General features: G+C 67.5%; 15 protein-coding genes. 7 read left to right on the top strand and 8 right to left on the bottom strand.

The window, feature by feature from the left end:
• Positions 1–78: 78 nt before the first annotated feature.
• Genes ACMGEZ_RS03085 through ACMGEZ_RS03095 form a run of 3 tightly spaced genes read left to right on the top strand, consistent with a single transcriptional unit; the run spans position 79 to position 5,953 of the window.
• Entirely contained in the window at positions 79–1,311 is a 1,233-nt protein-coding gene (locus ACMGEZ_RS03085; RefSeq protein ID WP_436820762.1) for a TolC family protein, read from the top strand.
• The gene (locus ACMGEZ_RS03090; protein ID WP_436820763.1) at positions 1,308–2,783 is read left to right on the top strand and encodes an efflux RND transporter periplasmic adaptor subunit; all 1,476 of its coding nucleotides are present in this window, start codon (positions 1,308–1,310) and stop codon (positions 2,781–2,783) included. Before ACMGEZ_RS03085 ends, ACMGEZ_RS03090 begins: the two co-directional genes overlap by 4 nt.
• A complete protein-coding gene (locus tag ACMGEZ_RS03095; RefSeq protein WP_436820764.1) occupies positions 2,780–5,953 on the top strand; it encodes an efflux RND transporter permease subunit in 3,174 nt (1,057 codons plus the stop codon). The genes ACMGEZ_RS03090 and ACMGEZ_RS03095 overlap by 4 nt, the downstream gene beginning before the upstream one ends.
• Here the strand turns inward: ACMGEZ_RS03095 and ACMGEZ_RS03100 are convergent.
• From ACMGEZ_RS03100 to ACMGEZ_RS03110, 3 genes are all read right to left on the bottom strand, one after another.
• Positions 5,925–6,326 carry a type II toxin-antitoxin system VapC family toxin gene (locus ACMGEZ_RS03100; protein ID WP_436820765.1) on the bottom strand — a complete coding sequence of 134 codons (402 nt, stop codon included), beginning with the start codon at positions 6,324–6,326 and terminating at the stop codon, positions 5,925–5,927. The two genes, ACMGEZ_RS03095 and ACMGEZ_RS03100, sit on opposite strands and share 29 nt — an antisense overlap.
• A complete protein-coding gene (locus ACMGEZ_RS03105; RefSeq protein WP_436820766.1) occupies positions 6,326–6,547 on the bottom strand; it encodes an AbrB/MazE/SpoVT family DNA-binding domain-containing protein in 222 nt (73 codons plus the stop codon). Before ACMGEZ_RS03105 ends, ACMGEZ_RS03100 begins: the two co-directional genes overlap by 1 nt.
• Positions 6,548–6,678: 131 nt before the next feature.
• Positions 6,679–7,494: an MHYT domain-containing protein gene (locus tag ACMGEZ_RS03110; RefSeq protein WP_436820767.1), complete on the bottom strand. Its 816-nt coding sequence runs from the start codon at positions 7,492–7,494 to the stop codon at positions 6,679–6,681.
• A gap of 249 nt (positions 7,495–7,743) precedes the next feature.
• Between ACMGEZ_RS03110 and ACMGEZ_RS03115 the strand changes: the two genes are divergently transcribed.
• Positions 7,744–8,745 carry an alpha/beta fold hydrolase gene (locus ACMGEZ_RS03115; protein ID WP_436820768.1) on the top strand — a complete coding sequence of 334 codons (1,002 nt, stop codon included), beginning with the start codon at positions 7,744–7,746 and terminating at the stop codon, positions 8,743–8,745.
• A gap of 40 nt (positions 8,746–8,785) precedes the next feature.
• Positions 8,786–9,283, top strand: a complete 498-nt coding sequence (locus ACMGEZ_RS03120; RefSeq protein ID WP_436820769.1) for a flavodoxin family protein — start codon at positions 8,786–8,788, stop codon at positions 9,281–9,283.
• 46 nt (positions 9,284–9,329) lie between these two features.
• Here ACMGEZ_RS03120 and ACMGEZ_RS03125 read toward each other — a convergent pair whose 3' ends face one another.
• Together ACMGEZ_RS03125 and ACMGEZ_RS03130 are read right to left on the bottom strand one after the other, a co-directional pair.
• Positions 9,330–10,214 (bottom strand): hypothetical protein, encoded by an 885-nt coding sequence (locus tag ACMGEZ_RS03125; protein ID WP_436820770.1) that lies wholly within the window; start codon positions 10,212–10,214, stop codon positions 9,330–9,332.
• Between the two features lie 92 nt (positions 10,215–10,306).
• Positions 10,307–10,507 carry a DUF2905 domain-containing protein gene (locus ACMGEZ_RS03130; protein WP_436820771.1) on the bottom strand — a complete coding sequence of 67 codons (201 nt, stop codon included), beginning with the start codon at positions 10,505–10,507 and terminating at the stop codon, positions 10,307–10,309.
• Positions 10,508–10,910: 403 nt separating this feature from the next.
• Between ACMGEZ_RS03130 and ACMGEZ_RS03135 the strand changes: the two genes are divergently transcribed.
• Positions 10,911–11,486, top strand: a complete 576-nt coding sequence (locus ACMGEZ_RS03135; RefSeq protein WP_436820772.1) for a hypothetical protein — start codon at positions 10,911–10,913, stop codon at positions 11,484–11,486.
• Positions 11,487–11,496: 10 nt separating this feature from the next.
• Here ACMGEZ_RS03135 and ACMGEZ_RS03140 read toward each other — a convergent pair whose 3' ends face one another.
• Entirely contained in the window at positions 11,497–12,192 is a 696-nt protein-coding gene (locus tag ACMGEZ_RS03140; protein WP_436820773.1) for a Crp/Fnr family transcriptional regulator, read from the bottom strand.
• Between the two features lie 51 nt (positions 12,193–12,243).
• Complete coding sequence (locus ACMGEZ_RS03145; RefSeq protein WP_436820774.1) at positions 12,244–13,338, bottom strand: lipocalin-like domain-containing protein; 1,095 nt, start codon at positions 13,336–13,338, stop codon at positions 12,244–12,246.
• 236 nt (positions 13,339–13,574) lie between these two features.
• Between ACMGEZ_RS03145 and ACMGEZ_RS03150 the strand changes: the two genes are divergently transcribed.
• Positions 13,575–14,762, top strand: a complete 1,188-nt coding sequence (locus tag ACMGEZ_RS03150; RefSeq protein ID WP_436820775.1) for a glycoside hydrolase 100 family protein — start codon at positions 13,575–13,577, stop codon at positions 14,760–14,762.
• A gap of 19 nt (positions 14,763–14,781) precedes the next feature.
• On the opposite strand, the gene ACMGEZ_RS03155 is transcribed toward ACMGEZ_RS03150, so the two are convergent.
• On the bottom strand, positions 14,782–15,867 hold the full coding sequence (locus ACMGEZ_RS03155; protein ID WP_436820776.1) for a TAXI family TRAP transporter solute-binding subunit: 1,086 nt from the start codon (positions 15,865–15,867) through the stop codon (positions 14,782–14,784).
• Positions 15,868–15,891 lie beyond the last annotated feature (24 nt).

Here is a 15,891-nt window from a genome sequence, read left to right on the forward strand (position 1 = left end):
ATCTCCGTCGACCTCTGACCGGTGCCGGCGCGGCTTGTCCGCTTGCCGGCGAACGCTTCATTCGTCTTCGGAGCATCCATGTCCATCCCCCTGCTGCGCGCGGCCGCATTCGCCGCCGCGATGCTGCCCTACCTGGTAGCGGCCGCCCCGCTGTCCCTGGAGTCTGCCTTGCAGATGGCGGTCCAGCGCTCCGAGGCCGCTCGCGCCGGCCGTGCGAGCGTCCTGAGTGCCACGGAGACATCCAGAGCGGCCGGCCAGCTTCCTGATCCAGTGCTGCGGGTCGGCGTCGACAACCTGCCGGTCACCGGCGCCGACCGCTTCAGCACCACGCGCGACTCGATGACGATGAAGCGCATCGGCATCAGCCAGGAGTGGGTGTCGCCAGCCAAGCGCGCTGCGCGGCAGGCTGCGGCGGAAGCGGCGGTCGAACGGGAAGCGGTGCAGGCACAAGTCGCCATCGCCGACACCCGCCTGCAGACCGCGTTGGCCTACCTGGATGCCCTCTACGCCGCCGAGGCACTCGAGCTCGCGACGCTGATGGAGCGCCACGCCCATGAGGAGCTCGAAGCCGCACGTGCCCGGCTCGCATCCGCAACCGGCAGCAGCCAGGAAGTGCTCTCCCTCACCGGCGCCAAGGGCAGCGCGGAGGACGAATCGGCCGAGCTCCGGCAAGTGCAAAGCACCGCCAGGCTCGCGTTGCAGCGCTGGGTCGGCGTGATGCCCGGTGCGCTGGCGCCCGTGCCGCATGCGCCGCCCCCTGCCGAAGAGGCCTACGTCGCGGGCCACCCTTCCGTGGCGGCGATGCGGCGAGACCTCGAGCTGGCGAAGCGGGCGGCGACGGTGGCCGGCACCGAGCGCAAACCGAACTGGACCTGGGAGCTCGCCTACGGCCAGCGCACGGGCTATTCGGACATGCTGTCCTTCGGCGTGGGCATCCCGCTCCCGATCGCACCCGGCGAGCGTCAGGATCGCGAAACCGCCGCAAAGCTGGCCCTCGTCGACAAAGCAGAAGCCGCTTTGGCGGAGGCCACGCGCGCCGCCGCCGCCGAGTACCAGACGCTCTCCAGCGACGCCCAGCGCTTGCAGCAGCGCATCGAGCGCTATCAGGGCGGGGTGGCGATTCCAGCCGAGCAACGAACGGCCGCCGCCACGGCCGCCTACCGCTCCAACCAGGCAGGCCTGGTGACGCTTTTCGAGGCGCGACATGCGGAAGTCGAAGCACAGCGAAAGATCCTGCAACTCCGGCGCGAGCTGGCCAAAGTCCGCGCGCAACTGGCTTTCCGTCCGCTTTCCTCCGAGGTGGCACCATGAAACGCACACACCTGGCGGCGCTGGCGCTGCTGGCTGCCCTGCTCATCGCGAGCGGCGCGTTCTACGTCGGCCGCACGACGGCACCTTCGTCGCCGCCGACCGGTACGGACGGCCGCAAGGTACTCTACTGGCACGACCCGATGGTCCCGGGCCCTCGCTTCGACAAGCCCGGCAAGTCCCCCTTCATGGACATGCAGCTGGTGCCTGTGTACGCCGATACCGACCCCGGCGCCGGCGGCGTGAAGATCAGCCCCGGTGTGCAACAGAACCTCGGCATTCGATACGGGACCGTGCGGCGCGCCGAGATCTCTTCGTCCTTCGACGCCATCGGGGCAGTGCAGTTCGACGAACGGCTCAACGTGGCGGTCCAGACCCGCGTCGCGGGCTATGTCGAGCGGCTCTCGGTCAGAGCGCCGATGGAGCGGGTGCGCAAGGGGCAGGCCCTGGCCACGCTCTTCGCGCCGGAGTGGCTGGGTCCCCAGAACGAGCTGCTCGCGCTCCAGCGTGCCGGCGCGCCGGGGGAGCTCATCGAGGCTGCGCGAGACCGCATGCGGGCCATGTCCATCCCGCCCGAGCTCATCCGCCAGAGCGAGAAGACCGGCAGCGCGCAAGGCCGCTTCGTTCTGACGGCCCCGGCCAGTGGCGTCGTCGTCGAGCTGGGCACGCGCGAAGGCATGGCGGTCACGCCGGGCATGACGCTGTTCCGCATTGCGGGCCTGCAAAAAGTTTGGGCGGTGGCCGAGATTCCGGAGGTTCAAGCGGTGCGCCTCCGACCCGGGCAGAAGGTCAAGGCGGCCCTGCAGGCCGATGCCTCCCAGTCCTTCGACGGCGAGCTGAAGGAGATCCTTCCGGAGGTCAGCTCGTCCACACGCACCCTGAAGGCCCGCTTCGAGGTCGACAACGCGCAGGGCAAGCTCACCCCGGGGATGTTGCTGCGGCTGCAGGTGTCCGGCGCCACGGGCACGCGCCTGGTCGTTCCCTCGGAAGCCGTCATTCGCACGGGGAGGCGCGCCGTGGTCATCGTGCGCAAGGACACCGGGGCGTTCGAGCCGCGGGACGTATCGCCGGGCGCGGACCTCGGCGATGACATCGAGGTCCTGCAGGGCCTGGCAGAGGGCGAGCAGGTGGTCGCCAGCGGCCAGTTCCTCATCGACTCGGAAGCGCGCCTGCGCTCCGTGTTGGGCAACATGGCCTCGGCAGCTTCTGCGGCCTCAGCGCCGGCAGCCGCCAGTGCTTCGCACCGCGCTGAAGGCAAGGTGGAGAGCGTCGGGCCGGACTCCATCACCATCTCCCACGGGCCGGTCGCGTCACTGAAGTGGCCGGAGATGACCATGGGCTTTTCCAAGCCGGCGCCGAATGCCTACCCCGACATCAAGCCGGGGGATCAGGTCCGCTTCGAGTTCAAGGAGAGCGGCCCGATGGGATACCAGCTTCTCTCGGTGCAACGACTTCAACCGGCCGCAAAGCAATGATCGCCGCACTGATCCGCTGGTCGATCGGCAACCGGTTCCTGGTGCTGCTCGCGACCTTGTTCCTGATCGCAGCGGGGGTCTGGTCGGTCGCCCGCACGCCGCTCGATGCGCTGCCCGACCTGTCGGACACGCAGGTCATCATCCGCACGCCCTTCCCGGGCAAGGCGCCCCAGCTGGTGGAGGACCTGGTCACCTACCCGCTCACCACGACGATGCTGAGCGTGCCCGGCGCAAAGACGGTGCGCGGCTACTCGTTCTTCGGCGACTCGTTCGTCTACGTGCTGTTCGACGACAGGACCGACCCGTACTGGGCTCGCTCGCGCGTCGTCGAATACCTCAACCAGGTGCAGAGCCGACTTCCCGCCGGCGCGACCGCATCGCTGGGCCCCGATGCCACGGGCGTGGGCTGGGTTTACGAATACGCGCTGGTCGACCGGACAGGCGGCCGGGATCTCGGGCAGCTGCGTGCGCTGAACGACTGGTTCCTCAAGTTCGAGCTGAAAGCGGTCCCGGATGTCGCCGAGGTGGCCAGCATCGGCGGCATGGTCCGCCAGTACCAGGTGGTGCTCGATCCTGATCGCATGCGTGCGCTGGGCATCACCCAGGCCACCGTGGTCGAGGCGCTGCAAAGGGCCAACCAGGCGAGCGGCGGGTCCGTCGTGGAGCTGGCCGAAGCCGAGTACATGGTGCGCTCGCGTGGCTACCTGCGATCGCTCGACGACTTCCGCACGATCCCGCTGTCCCTCGCGGGCACAACGCCCCTGCTCCTGCGCGACGTGGCCAATGTGCAGATCGGCCCGGAGATGCGCCGCGGCATCGCCGAGCTCGACGGCGAGGGGGAAGTGGCCGGCGGCGTCGTGGTCATGCGCTCCGGAAAGAATGCTCGAGCGACCATCGAAGCCGTCAAGGCGAAGCTGGAAACGCTGAAGGCCAGCCTGCCCGCAGGGGTCGAGATCGTTCCGACCTACGACCGTTCGCTTCTCATCGATCGCGCGGTCGACAACCTGCGCTCCAACTTGATCGAGGAATTCATCGTGGTGGCGCTGGTCTGCGCCGTCTTCCTGTTTCACCTGCGCTCGGCGCTGGTGGCGGTGGTGGCACTGCCGATCGGAGTCCTCGCGGCGTTCGTCGTCATGCATTGGCAAGGCGTCAACGCCAACATCATGTCGCTCGGCGGCATCGCCATTGCGATCGGCGCCATGGTCGATGGCGCCATCGTGATGGTCGAGAACGTGCACAAGCACATCGAGGCTTTCGAGACGCAGCATGGCCGGCAGCCGGGCATCTCGCAGCGGTGGCAGCTCGTTGCCGAAGCCTCCGTGGAAGTCGGGCCGGCGCTGTTCTTCTCCCTGCTGGTGATCACGCTGTCCTTCCTCCCGGTGTTCTCGCTCGAAGCGCAGGAAGGCCGGCTGTTCTCTCCGTTGGCCTTCACCAAGACCTATGCGATGGCGGCAGCAGCGGGCTTGTCGGTGACGCTGATCCCCGTGCTGATGGGCTACCTGATCCGGGGCCGCATCCCCCACGAGACCGCCAACCCGGTCAACCGCTTCCTGATGGCTGTCTACCGCCCCGCGCTTGAATGGGTGTTGCGCTTTCCGAGGGCAACGCTGCTTGTGGCGGCGTTGCTGCTTGCATTGACAGTCGTGCCGCTGGTGCGCCTGGGCGGCGAGTTCATGCCGCCGCTGGATGAAGGCGATCTGCTCTACATGCCCTCCGCCCTCCCCGGCCTGTCGGTGTCGAAGGCGTCCGAACTGCTGCAGCAGACCGACCGCATGATCAAGGCGGTGCCGGAAGTGGCCCGTGTCTTCGGCAAGGCCGGCCGCGCGGACACGGCGACCGACCCGGCGCCGCTGGAGATGTTCGAGACGACGATCCAGTTCAAGCCGAAGGACCAATGGCGCGCCGGCATGACGCCGGACAAACTGGTCGAAGCGCTGGACCAGGCCGTGAAGGTGCCGGGCTTGTCCAACGTCTGGGTGCCGCCGATCCGCAACCGCATCGACATGCTGGCCACAGGCATCAAGAGCCCGGTGGGCGTCAAGGTGGCCGGGGCCGACCTCGCCACCATCGACGCGCTGACCACGCAGATCGAGGCGGCAGTCAGGAGCGTGCCTGGCGTTTCTTCGGCGCTCGCGGAGCGGCTGACGGGCGGGCGCTACATCGACGTCGATGTCGATCGGCTCGCCGCCGCACGCCACGGGCTTTCGGTGGCGGACGTGCAGGCGGTGGTGTCCACCGCGATCGGCGGCGACAACGTCGGCGAGGTCATCCAGGGCCGGGAGCGCTACCCGATCAACGTGCGCTACCCGCGCGAGGTCCGCGACTCGCTCCAGCGCCTGCGAGAGCTCCCCTTCGTGACCGCCAGGGGCGCCACGCTGCTGCTCCAGGATGTCGCGAAGATCGGCATCGAGGACGGCCCGCCGATGCTGCGAAGCGAGAACGCGCGCCTGTCGGGCTGGGTGTATGTCGACGTGCGTGGCCGTGACCTCCGCTCCGCCGTCAACGAGATGCAGGCCGCGGTGACGAAGTCCGTGAAGATGCCGGCCGGGTACGCGGTGTCATGGTCGGGCCAGTTCGAGTACCTGGAACGCGCCACCGAGCGGTTGAAGCTGGTGGTGCCGGTCACCCTGGCTGTCATCTTCGTGCTGCTCTATCTGCTCTTCAAATCGTTCAGCGACGCCGCCCTCGTGATGGCGGCCGTGCCCTTCTCGCTGATCGGTGGCTTCTGGCTCGTGTGGGCGCTCGGCCACTCGATCTCTGTCGCCACCGCAGTGGGCTTCATCGCACTGGCGGGTGTCGCGGCCGAATTCGGCGTGGTGATGCTGGTCTATCTGAAGAACGCGCTCGCTCGGCGCCTCGGCGCCGGCGAGCCGATGACCGACGAGACCTTGCTTGCCGCGATTCGCGAAGGCGCAGTTCTGCGCGTTCGGCCCAAGGCCATGACAGTGGCCGTCGTGATGGCGGGCCTGCTGCCCATCATGTGGGGCAGCGGCACCGGTTCGGAGGTCATGACCCGCATCGCCGCGCCGATGGTGGGCGGCATGGTCACTGCACCGCTGCTCAGCATGCTCGTGGTGCCCGCGGCCTGGTATCTGCTGCGCCGGCGCGGTGGTTCCGGGCAATCGGTTGTCCAAGCCGAGGTCACCGACCCACCATTTGCGCGCCACTGACTTTGGCTGCGCGCCTGTCGAAGGTCCACAACGGCGATTCGCCGGCCTGTGCGGCCAGGGCGATATGCAGGCAATCGGCAAAGTCGGCCGTACCATTGCGATACAACTGCAGCGCTACTTCAAGGGCACGCTCCGACTCGAAACTCAGTTCGGCGGCCGAGAGCAGGCTTGACAGCACCTCCATCACTTCGTCCTTGGCGTATTCGAAACTGGCGCGCAGCACCCACTCGAGTTCGAGCGTGACCGTCACCGGCACGAAAAGTGTCTGTCCATCAGCTACGCACTTGCGAATGAGGCGCCGCGCCGCGGCCAACTGAACTTCGTCATCCTGTACGACGTAGCGGACCAGGACATTGGTGTCGAATGCCGGCATCAGCGCCAGGGGTTCATCTCTTCGACGCCAACGTGCTTGCCCTTCGGGGCCTTCAGCATGCCGGCCATGTCGAGGATGGACTTGGTCTTGGCCCGGACGATGATGGTCCCGTCTGGCATCACGGACCAGACCAACCGGGTTCCGGGCTTGGCATGCACGAGCGCCCTCACGTCGGCGGGAACCGTGGTTTGCCCTTTGGCGGTGATGGTGGATTCCGTCATGAATTCTCCTTACCTTTACCAGAATTGTAATGCATCGAGCCTCGCGCTGCGGCGAAATATGTGCAGGTCTCAGGTCTTCATCCACGATGTCGCGCGAAGTCCTCGCCTCACGGCAGGCACGCCCGATCAGTTCAAGGCCCCGGACGGTCGGGCGGGGCCGAATGAGCCGAGGCCGGCGGCAGCGCGCCGATGCGCCCCCTGGCCCGGACGTTGTCGAGCCAGTCGTCGATTTCTATCCTGCTGAAGATGAAGATCAGCGCCACCGAAGCCGTGTTGAAAACCGCAAGTCCCAGGTTGCCGTCGCGCACCAGGTAAGAGGACGGCTCCGCGGCGCTGGTGCAAACCATGGTGGCTGCCATCATGCCGGTGTAGTGCATCGCGCAGACGGCCCCTCCCATCACAGCGGCCGCAATGAACTGGTGCGCCAGCTCCGTGAGGTTGAAGGCCAGCCACAGTGCTGCCGCTGCGGCACCGATGGCGATCGCCACCGATGCTGCGACGATGGCCAGGTCGAATTCCATGCTGGCACGCATGTTCATGGCGAACATGCCGATGTAGTGCATCACGCACACGCCGATTCCGGCCACCAGGCTGCCGGCCAGCCAGCCCCCGCGGGTGAAGCGCTTGCCACCGGCCAGGTACAGGGCAATGCCCGAGATGACGATCGCGGCGACCAGTGACAGGGCCGTCAGCGGCACGTCATAGGCGACCGCAACCGGCAACCTGTAAGCCACCATGCCGATGAAGTGCATGGACCATATGCCGATGCCGCCCAATGCCACCGCGCCGCAGGCCAGCATGGACAGGTCGAGCGTGCCGTCCCTGCGCACCATCTTGTCGGTGCACAGCAGGGCCACGAGCGACCCGAAGAAGGAGATCACATAGGAGAGCGCGATGGGTCCGGCTTCGTAGTTCGGGGACAGCAGTTGGCCAACGACAGGATCCATAGCGTTCCTATACCTTGGGAGGCTGAGGCGAAGTCCTGCATTCTGCGCCGCTCGGGAGCCTGCGACCGTGCGGTTTTGCGCAGGGTCGCATGCTTATTCCACCTCGATGTCGAGTTGCCGGACCGTTGTCTTCCAGGATTCGGTTTCCTCGTGCCCGCGGGCCTGCATCCGCGCGGGCGCGATGCACGCGGCCTTGCCAGTACCGCCTTTCACCGGCATCATCGCCGCCGCAGAGGAAGGAGACCGCTGATGAAAATGAAAACGTGGATTCGCCATGCAGCCGCCCTTGCAGCCTTCGTCGCCACGGCCGCCGCGCATGCGGCGGGTATCGTGGGCAACACGCTGCCGCCCGGCTTCCCTTCGATCGAAGACACCTCGCTCGCCAAGCCGCTCATCGGCTTCGGTGCCGCCGGGCCGGTGACGCGAACGCCGGTGATCCTCATCCACGGCAACAACGACACGCCGTTCGCCACCGCCTGCAGCCCCTACGGGCGCGTCCAGGCGCTCGCGCAATTCCTCGCCGACAACGGCTATTCCACCAGCGAGCTCTGGGGCATCGGCTACCAGGGCGACCAGTGCGACCTCGCTTCGGACCAGACGCGCCGCTCGAGCATCGCCCACACCAACGCGGCCAATGTGCCGGACCTGCGCCGCTTCGTGCGGGCGGTGATGGACTTCACGGGCGCGAAGCGCGTGGACATCGTCGGCCACAGCCTCGGGGTGACGCTGGCGCGCGAATGGATGCGGCAGGACGAGGCGCAGCACCTCGTGCGCCGCTTCGTGGCGATCGATGGCCCCAACCACGGCATCATCAATTGCTCCCCCGATCCGGCCAACTACTTCCAGGCGCCGGCGGCGGGCGGCTTCACCCCGACCAGCGAGGTGTGCCGTGAGCTGGGCTCGCCGGACACACCCTTCCTGCGCCTGCTCAACGGCCGCAACGGTGGCCGCGAGAACGACGGGCCCACCCGTGTGCTGGTCATCCGCAACGGGGACGCCAGCTTCGTCTACTTTCCGGTCCAGGACGGCGCGGTGGCGCCGGTGCCCGCCATCGACTCTTTCGGCAAGCCCACCGATTTCTCGAGAAGCGCCAGCCTGCGCGGCGCGCGCGAGCTCGTGCTTACCGGGCAAGGCGCCTACGACCCCATCCTGCGCACCGGCCACCTCGGCATCCTGAATTCGCCGCAGACCTGGCAGGCCACGCTCGAATTCCTCACGGACCGGCCCAGGGACAAGGACCACGACGACTGAACTGCGTCCGGCCCGGGATCGTGCCGCTATGCTGGGCGGCATGAATCCCAAGACGCTGCTCGTGGTGTATCACACGATGACCGGCGGCACCGCACAGATGGCGCAGGCCGCGGCCGAGGGCGCGCGCGACGAAGCCGGCGTGCAGGTGCGTCTGCTGCGCGCACCGGAGGCGCAGCCCGACGATGTGCTGGGCGCGGACGGCTACGTGTTCGCCACGCCCGAGAACCTCGCTGCGATGGCCGGGCTGATGAAGGACTTCTTCGACCGCTGCTACTACGCCGCGCTCGACCGGGTGAACGGCCGGCCCTACGCCACGCTGATCTGCGCCGGCAGCGACGGCCAGAACGCCGCGCGGCAGATCGAGCGCATCGCAACCGGCTGGCGGCTGCGCTGCGTCGCGCCGGCGCTGATCGTCTGCACCCACGCACAGACCCCCGAGGCGATCGCGCGGCCCAAGCAGATCGGCGCGGACGACCTTGCGCGATGCCGCGAGCTCGGCGCCGCGCTCGCGGCCGGGCTGGCGCTGGGCGTTTACTGAGGCATCGGATCGCGGCGCGTCGTCAGCGCCGGTTCGCTGCCGGCGCTCACTCGGAGACGCCGCTCGCGAGGCGCTTGTATTCGTTGCGCTTCATCGCGAGATAGTCCTCCCGCTCCACTTCGTGCAGTTGCCGCGCGTAGCGCTCCGTGCTGTCGTACCAGGCGGCCAGGCGCTGCGGCAGTTGCTTGGGGGCATCCAGGTAGGCGTCGATCGCGAGGTAGTAGCGCATGGTGTTGCGCTCCACCACGCCGCGCACGCCACCCACGTACACCGGCTCGCCCGCCGCATCCTTGCCCGTGGCGGTGAACCCCACCTTGTCCGCGCCGAGCGTCGCAAGATAGCCTTGCATCGCGATGCGCGCTGCGACGCCGTACGCGTAGGCATAGCCGAGATGAATGAAGGTCTTGCCGTTGCCGAGCGGCGTCGCCTCGAGTTCGATGCGGTAGTCGCGGGTCGACAGCGGCCCCTTCTCAGCACTCAGCCGCACGCTCAGGTAGTCGTCGGCGAGGTTCGGCGGCTGCCAGATGAATTCGACGCGCTGCGCCTCCGAGAGCGGCTGGTCGAACTTGCGACCGACCGAGACGGCGAGCATCCTGGCAGCGGCTGTTCCGCGCACCGCGCAATGCTTCGTGTTGAGGTGCAGCATCAGCACGTCGCACCAGACGCCGGGCTGGCTCAAGGAACCGCTCACCTGTTCGAAGGGGTGGCTCAGCACCGCGAAGATGTCGCCGCTCAACTGGCCCGAGGCTTCCGTCGATTCGAGCACCAGCGGCCGCCCGAAGACGTTGCGCTCGAGCTGCGCCTGCACGGCGTCGTGCTTGGCCCGCAATGCAGCCGCGCTTCCGAGCTGTGCCTGCGCCTGCACGGCGACCGGCAGGATCAGGAACCAGAACCACACCGCCAGACGGCGAAGTGTCGTTGCGCGTTGCATGATGTTGCGCATTGTGTTCCCGCGCCCGCCCGCTGGCTAGTCGCAGATTTGCAAGAGGTTGTTTGCCCTTCACCTCCCTGGGAAGCCGAGGCCTACTTGCGCCACCACCAGAAGATCAGGCTCAGGATGATCGACACGATGAGCGAGGTCATCAGCGGAAAGTGAAAGCTGAAGCCTTCGCGCACGATCGAGAAATCCCCCGGCAGGCGGCCCCAGGGCAGTCGCGAGAGCCAGGGCCAGGCAAGGCCCGCGAGGACCAGGAGCACGCCCAGCGCAATGAGCAAGCGTTGCATGGGGGCCCGCGGCTGCTCAAGCAAACAGGACGGGAAGGCTCATGCGAATCATCGTCTTCATGTTTCACTCCTCTCGGTTGCGTAACAGCGGACGTGCTGCCCATTCAAACCGGATCTTGTGGCGGGCCCCGCTGCCGCTTGTGAGACAGCCCAGAACGTGGCTTGCCTGCGCGCTTCCACCCTTCCTGTCGGACACTTCTGGCATCGCGCGCACAGCGGCCGAAGGCGTGCATCGTTCAGCCTGCGCGCCGCACCTCGTGGAACATCTTGCAGCAAATTTCGCCGACGCACGATGGCTTGCCAGTCCCTGCCAGCGCGCCGGATCTGGCTGCGGTTCCGGCTGCCGCACGGGCACGTCGATTGCCCGTTGAAAACACATTAACTACATAATGGAGGCAGCGGAATGCACTGGAACGATTGCTACGAGTGGATCCAACGGATGAGTCCGAAGGCCGCGAAGCTTGCCTCTCGAATGCTGTGCAAGGACCCGCTGGTTCCGTCGCACTGGGCCTTTGCCCTCGATGTGGCGCTCACGGCGCGTGCCAAGGGTGCGGGGCCCTTTACGGCGGCTGATCTGGACGCCATCGCTGCGACCCAGAGGGAAGAGCGGCCGGACCCGGCGGTAGCGCTCGACAAAGACCAACGAGAAGCCTGGGACTTCACCACGACCCTCCGCGCGTCGGCCGTGCGCGACCCGAAGAAAGACGTACCCCGACCAGGGCCGCGTCACGAAGACACCGTGTGGGACCCACGAACGCCCACGCCGGAAGAGGCCTGGCTGCTCGCCTTCTCGGATGAGCTCCGCCGGCTCGCAGACGATCGGTTCAGCGCCGAGGAGATTGCCCGATGGGCCATCGACAGGCTCGAGACGGATGCCCACCGCAGCCCCTTGGTGGTCGCCAGGGAACAGTTCCTGGTGGCTGCGGTCAGGCCGGCAGCTCGAGAGCAAACCAGAGTGCGTTTGCGCGACGTGCGCTGAATGCCTCGTCTCAGGCCGCCGGCATTCCGGCGGCGAGTCGCTCTTCCAGCCGCTGCCGGTCGGCCAGCAGCCGACCCGCCACGAGCGTCACGACCTCGAAGCCGAACGCCGGGTTCTGGAAGTAGAGCGACTTGAACGTCATTTCGTCCATCTGCAGCACGGTGCAGTTCGTGACGCAGCGCGCGGTCAGCGTGCGCCGCTTGTCGGGCGCAAAGAAGCCGATCTCGCCGAACAGGCGGCCGGGTTCCATGATCTGCCCGATCTCGACGAACTCGATCTGCCCCTCGGCGAGGAAATACAGGCGCTTTGCCGAATCGCCCTTGCGGAACAGCACGGCATTCTTTCGCAGGCGGCGCCGGCGCATGTAGGGCCGCAGCCAGACGCCCGAAAAATCGCTCGTCGCTGCCGCGAGCTGCACCCGGCGCGTGAGGCGCACCATCTGGGCCGCGCGAAAGATGTTGATCGGCAGCAGCGCGCCGTGCAGCAGCACCAGGATCAGCGACGGATGCAGCGCGCCATAGATCAGGAAGCCCAGGTTGCCCCCGATCGCCAGGCAGCGCAAGGGGATCATGGTCTTGACGAAGGAGCTCACGATGATCAGCGTGCCGGCGACGCCGGCCGAGCACAGTGCAACGATGCCGGACGGCGTGGCCAAGGACGCACGCAAGGCGGCCACCGCGGTGTCGAACAGTGCGAGCGTTGACATGAAGCTTTCCTTCTCCCGTGCGGTCCTGGGCGGGGTGCTGCCGGCGCAGTATCACCTGCTCTTCGCGGACTGGGCGCTCAAGCGGTCGTACCCGCTCAACTCGAGGAAGCCCTGGCCCTGGCGGCTGCCGCTCACCTTGACGGGCCCTTCCCAATAGACGTTCGCGGTCGTCGCGCCCGAATCGAATTCGCTGTCGGCGAAGAAGGGCTTGATGTTCAGGACGCCCGATGGCAGCTTGATGCCCCATTCGACGACGTAGCCGATGCCGGTCCTCGGGCTCGTCCATGTCTTGCCGGGCACCAGTTCGACCTGTCCGGGCTCGAGGGGCTGCGAGCCCTGGGCGTTCGACAGGGTGCCCGCGGTCATGATCTTGCGGCCCTCCGTGTCGAAGAGTTCGTAGACCATCAGGTCGGATCCATCGTCCAGGTGCAGGGCGAACCAGTTCCAGCCCAGCGTCAGGACATCGAACTCGCCCCACTGGTGATCGAACCAGAGCTCGCCGCTCACCGGAAGCGACTTCCCGCCGATGGCGATGCTGCCGCGTGCCGGAAGCCGGGGGCGCGAATAGTAGTAGCTGATCCCGCTCTTGCCGAAGTCGAGCAGGCCCGGCGTTTCGGAGCCCGGCGCGCGATGCGCCACGACGGGGCCGGAAACGCCGAGGTCGACGGCGATCGAGGCGCCGTCGAAGCCGGCCTGCAGCACGTGGAACGACGGCGACGCGGTGACCTGCCATCCCTCCTGCCTGAAGTCGTAGCCGTAGGCGACGCTCCTCGCGGGTGTGCCGCCGGTACGGCTCTGGCTGACGTAGCGCTTGCCGGTCTGGAGGTCGGTCAGCGCCGCATGCATGACGGTGTGCTTGACGAGCCCGTTGGCCACGAAGACGACCAGGTGGACGGCGTAGCGCTGGCCCGCCTCCGCGCCGAGGATGCCGCTGTAGTACCACCACTCCATCGCAGATCCATGGGGCGCATCGTCGGCCGGCAGCCTGAGGGGCGGGAGCGCGGCCGTTCGCTCCACCGGCTTGCGGCTTGCCTGCGGCGGCGCTGCGGCCAACGCGGCAGACGGTTCGCGCTCGGAGGTCACGAGGTGATACAGCCCCGCGCCCACGACCACCATGACGGCCGCCATGGCGGCGAAGAACGCCATCAATCCCCTCCTGCGCGCCCGCGCGCGTGCCCGTGCGCGGGAGGGGGAGCGGGCGCGTTCCCAGGCCGAACGCCTGCGGCTCTGTCGAATGGGGTCGTCGGCACTCATGTTCAGGGGCGTCCTTTCGCCTTCGGGCCTCCGGACCCGGTCGGCGGACATCTTAGCCACGCAGCCTCGCACCAACGCGCGAGCCGCGAGAATTGCCGCTGGCAGACTCTCCGGCGACTACCGAACCCATGACCCATCATCTCGAAGCTCCCGCCCGTGCGCTGATCGACACCTGCGCCCAGGCTTCACTCGACCTCCTCGAGCGCAACCTGACCCCGCACGGCATCCTCGCTGCCAGCCGGACCGACGCCGCCGAGGCGCGGCGCTACACGCGGATCTTCGGGCGCGACGCCGCCATCTGCGTGATGGCAATGTGCGGCAGCGGCGTGCCGGCGCTGGAGCAGGGGGCGGTCAACAGCCTCGATGCGCTGGCGGCACAGCAGGCGGCCAACGGGCAGATCCCCAAGTACGTGGACCCCGAAGGCCGCGATGCCGACTTCTGGTACCTGGGCTGCATCGACGCCACCTTGTGGTGGCTGATCGCGGTGGACCACGTGCGCCGCCATGGCCGCGTCGGCCCCTCGCACTGGAGCGGCGAGGTGGACCGCGCGATCGGCTGGCTGCTGGCGCAGGAGCACCAGCACTTCCGGCTGCTGCAGCAGAACGAGGCCAGCGACTGGGCCGACATCATGCCGCGCTCGGGCTACGTGCTCTACACCAACACGCTCTGGTACGAGGTCAAGCGCCGCTACGCGCTGGACCACGCCGAGGCGACGCACTATCACTTCAACCACCTGTTCAATCCCTTCCAGGCCGAGCTGCCCAAGTACCACCGCGCGCGGCTGCTGCGGCACTACGCGCGCCGCGGCCGGCGCGACCCGAGCCTCTACCTGAGCTTCGTCAATCTCTCGGTGGTCGGCCACGAAGGCGACGTGTTCGGCAACATCCTGGCGATCCAGAGCGGACTGGCGGATACCGCCATGGCCTACCGCGTCGTCGAGACCCTCACCGCGGCGAATGCCAGCGTGCCGTATCCGGTGCGCGTGGTGCTGCATCCGCTGACGCCCCAGCACGCGCTGTGGCGGCTCTACATGGGGCGCCACCAGCAGAACCTCGTGCACCAGTACCACAACGGCGGCATCTGGCCTTTCGTCGGCGGCTTCTGGGTGATGATGCTGGCGCGCCTGGGGCTGCACCAGCCGGCCTGGTCCGAGCTCGCGCGGGTGGCGCAAGTGAACGCACTCGACGAGTGGCGCTTTACCGAGTGGTTTCACGGCCGGACGCTGGCGCCGAGGGGGATGGCGGGCCAGAGCTGGAATGCGGCGACCTTTCTGCTGGCTCGGCGCGCGCTGCAGGGTGATGCGGCCGCGTGGTAAATCGTCGCGCCCTCCTGACTCATCTGTTGCAGATGCCCAGCACCAGTTCCTGCTCCGTGCAGGGGCGTTGGGGCGGGGACTGGGAGGTCGCCTTGCCGAAGGCCCCTGTCCTCGAGCCCGTCTGCGTCGAAATGCAGGCGCGCAGCCGCTTCTCCATGGGCGGGTAATAGCGCCAGCCCTGGCCCAGCGCGGGCAGTTCCAGCTTCACCTGCTTCCACTTGGGATGCCCATTCGCCTGTAGCTTGTCGAAATTGGTGCAGAGCGATTCGGCGAAGCGGCCCAGGTTGCCGACGGTCGACTGCAGGCCGTAGTCGTAGGTGACCAGGTAGGCCTTGACGGTCAGCGTGGGAATGTCGGCCTCGAGCCAGCTGGCATAGCTCGCCGCGCGGATGGTCGCGGGAAAGTAGGTCTTCCTCGCGCGCGCGGTCTCGGGCACCTTCTCGTCCAGCTTCAGGATCTTGATGAAGTTGCGCGCCTCGGGCTTCATGTCGGTGAACAGCTTGGCGGGCTGCCCGGCCACGATGATGGCGACGTCGATCGACTTGTCGACGGTCAGTTTGGCGAGCGCCTCCTCGTTGCTCAGGTACTCCGTGCTGGCCGCGGGGATCGGCTCCCCGAACATCAGCTGGTAGAGCGTTCTCGAAGTGAGCGCGGTGCCGCTGCCGAGCGCGCCGACGCTGATCTTCCTGTTCCTGATCTCGTGGATGTAGTTCAGCGGCGAGTCGGCGCGGACGACGAAGTAGATCTCCTCGTCGTAGAGCGGCATGATGAGCCGCAGCGGCCGGATGATGTTGCCCGCGTCGGCGCTGCCCGCCTTGGCCTCGTCCAGGAAGGCCTGGTACACGTCGGACTGCACGAGCGCCAGCTTGACCCCTTGCTCGAAACGCATGCGATGCACGTTCTCCGCAGAGCCCTTCGACTCCAGCACCTCGAGATTCATGCCGATGGGCTCGGCCACCCACTTGGCGAGGTCGCGGCCGATCTGGATGTAGGTGCCGCTCTTCGACGCGGTGACGATCTTGTACTCGGCCCTGGGCGGCGCCGCGAGGGCCGCGGGCAGGAGGGCGATCCACATGAGTCCCGTGAGCAGTGATCGGATGGGCATGCTGGCTCCTTTGAGGATTCTTCG

Source organism: Variovorax stachyos (assembly GCF_051400855.1).
Classification (GTDB): domain Bacteria; phylum Pseudomonadota; class Gammaproteobacteria; order Burkholderiales; family Burkholderiaceae_C; genus Variovorax.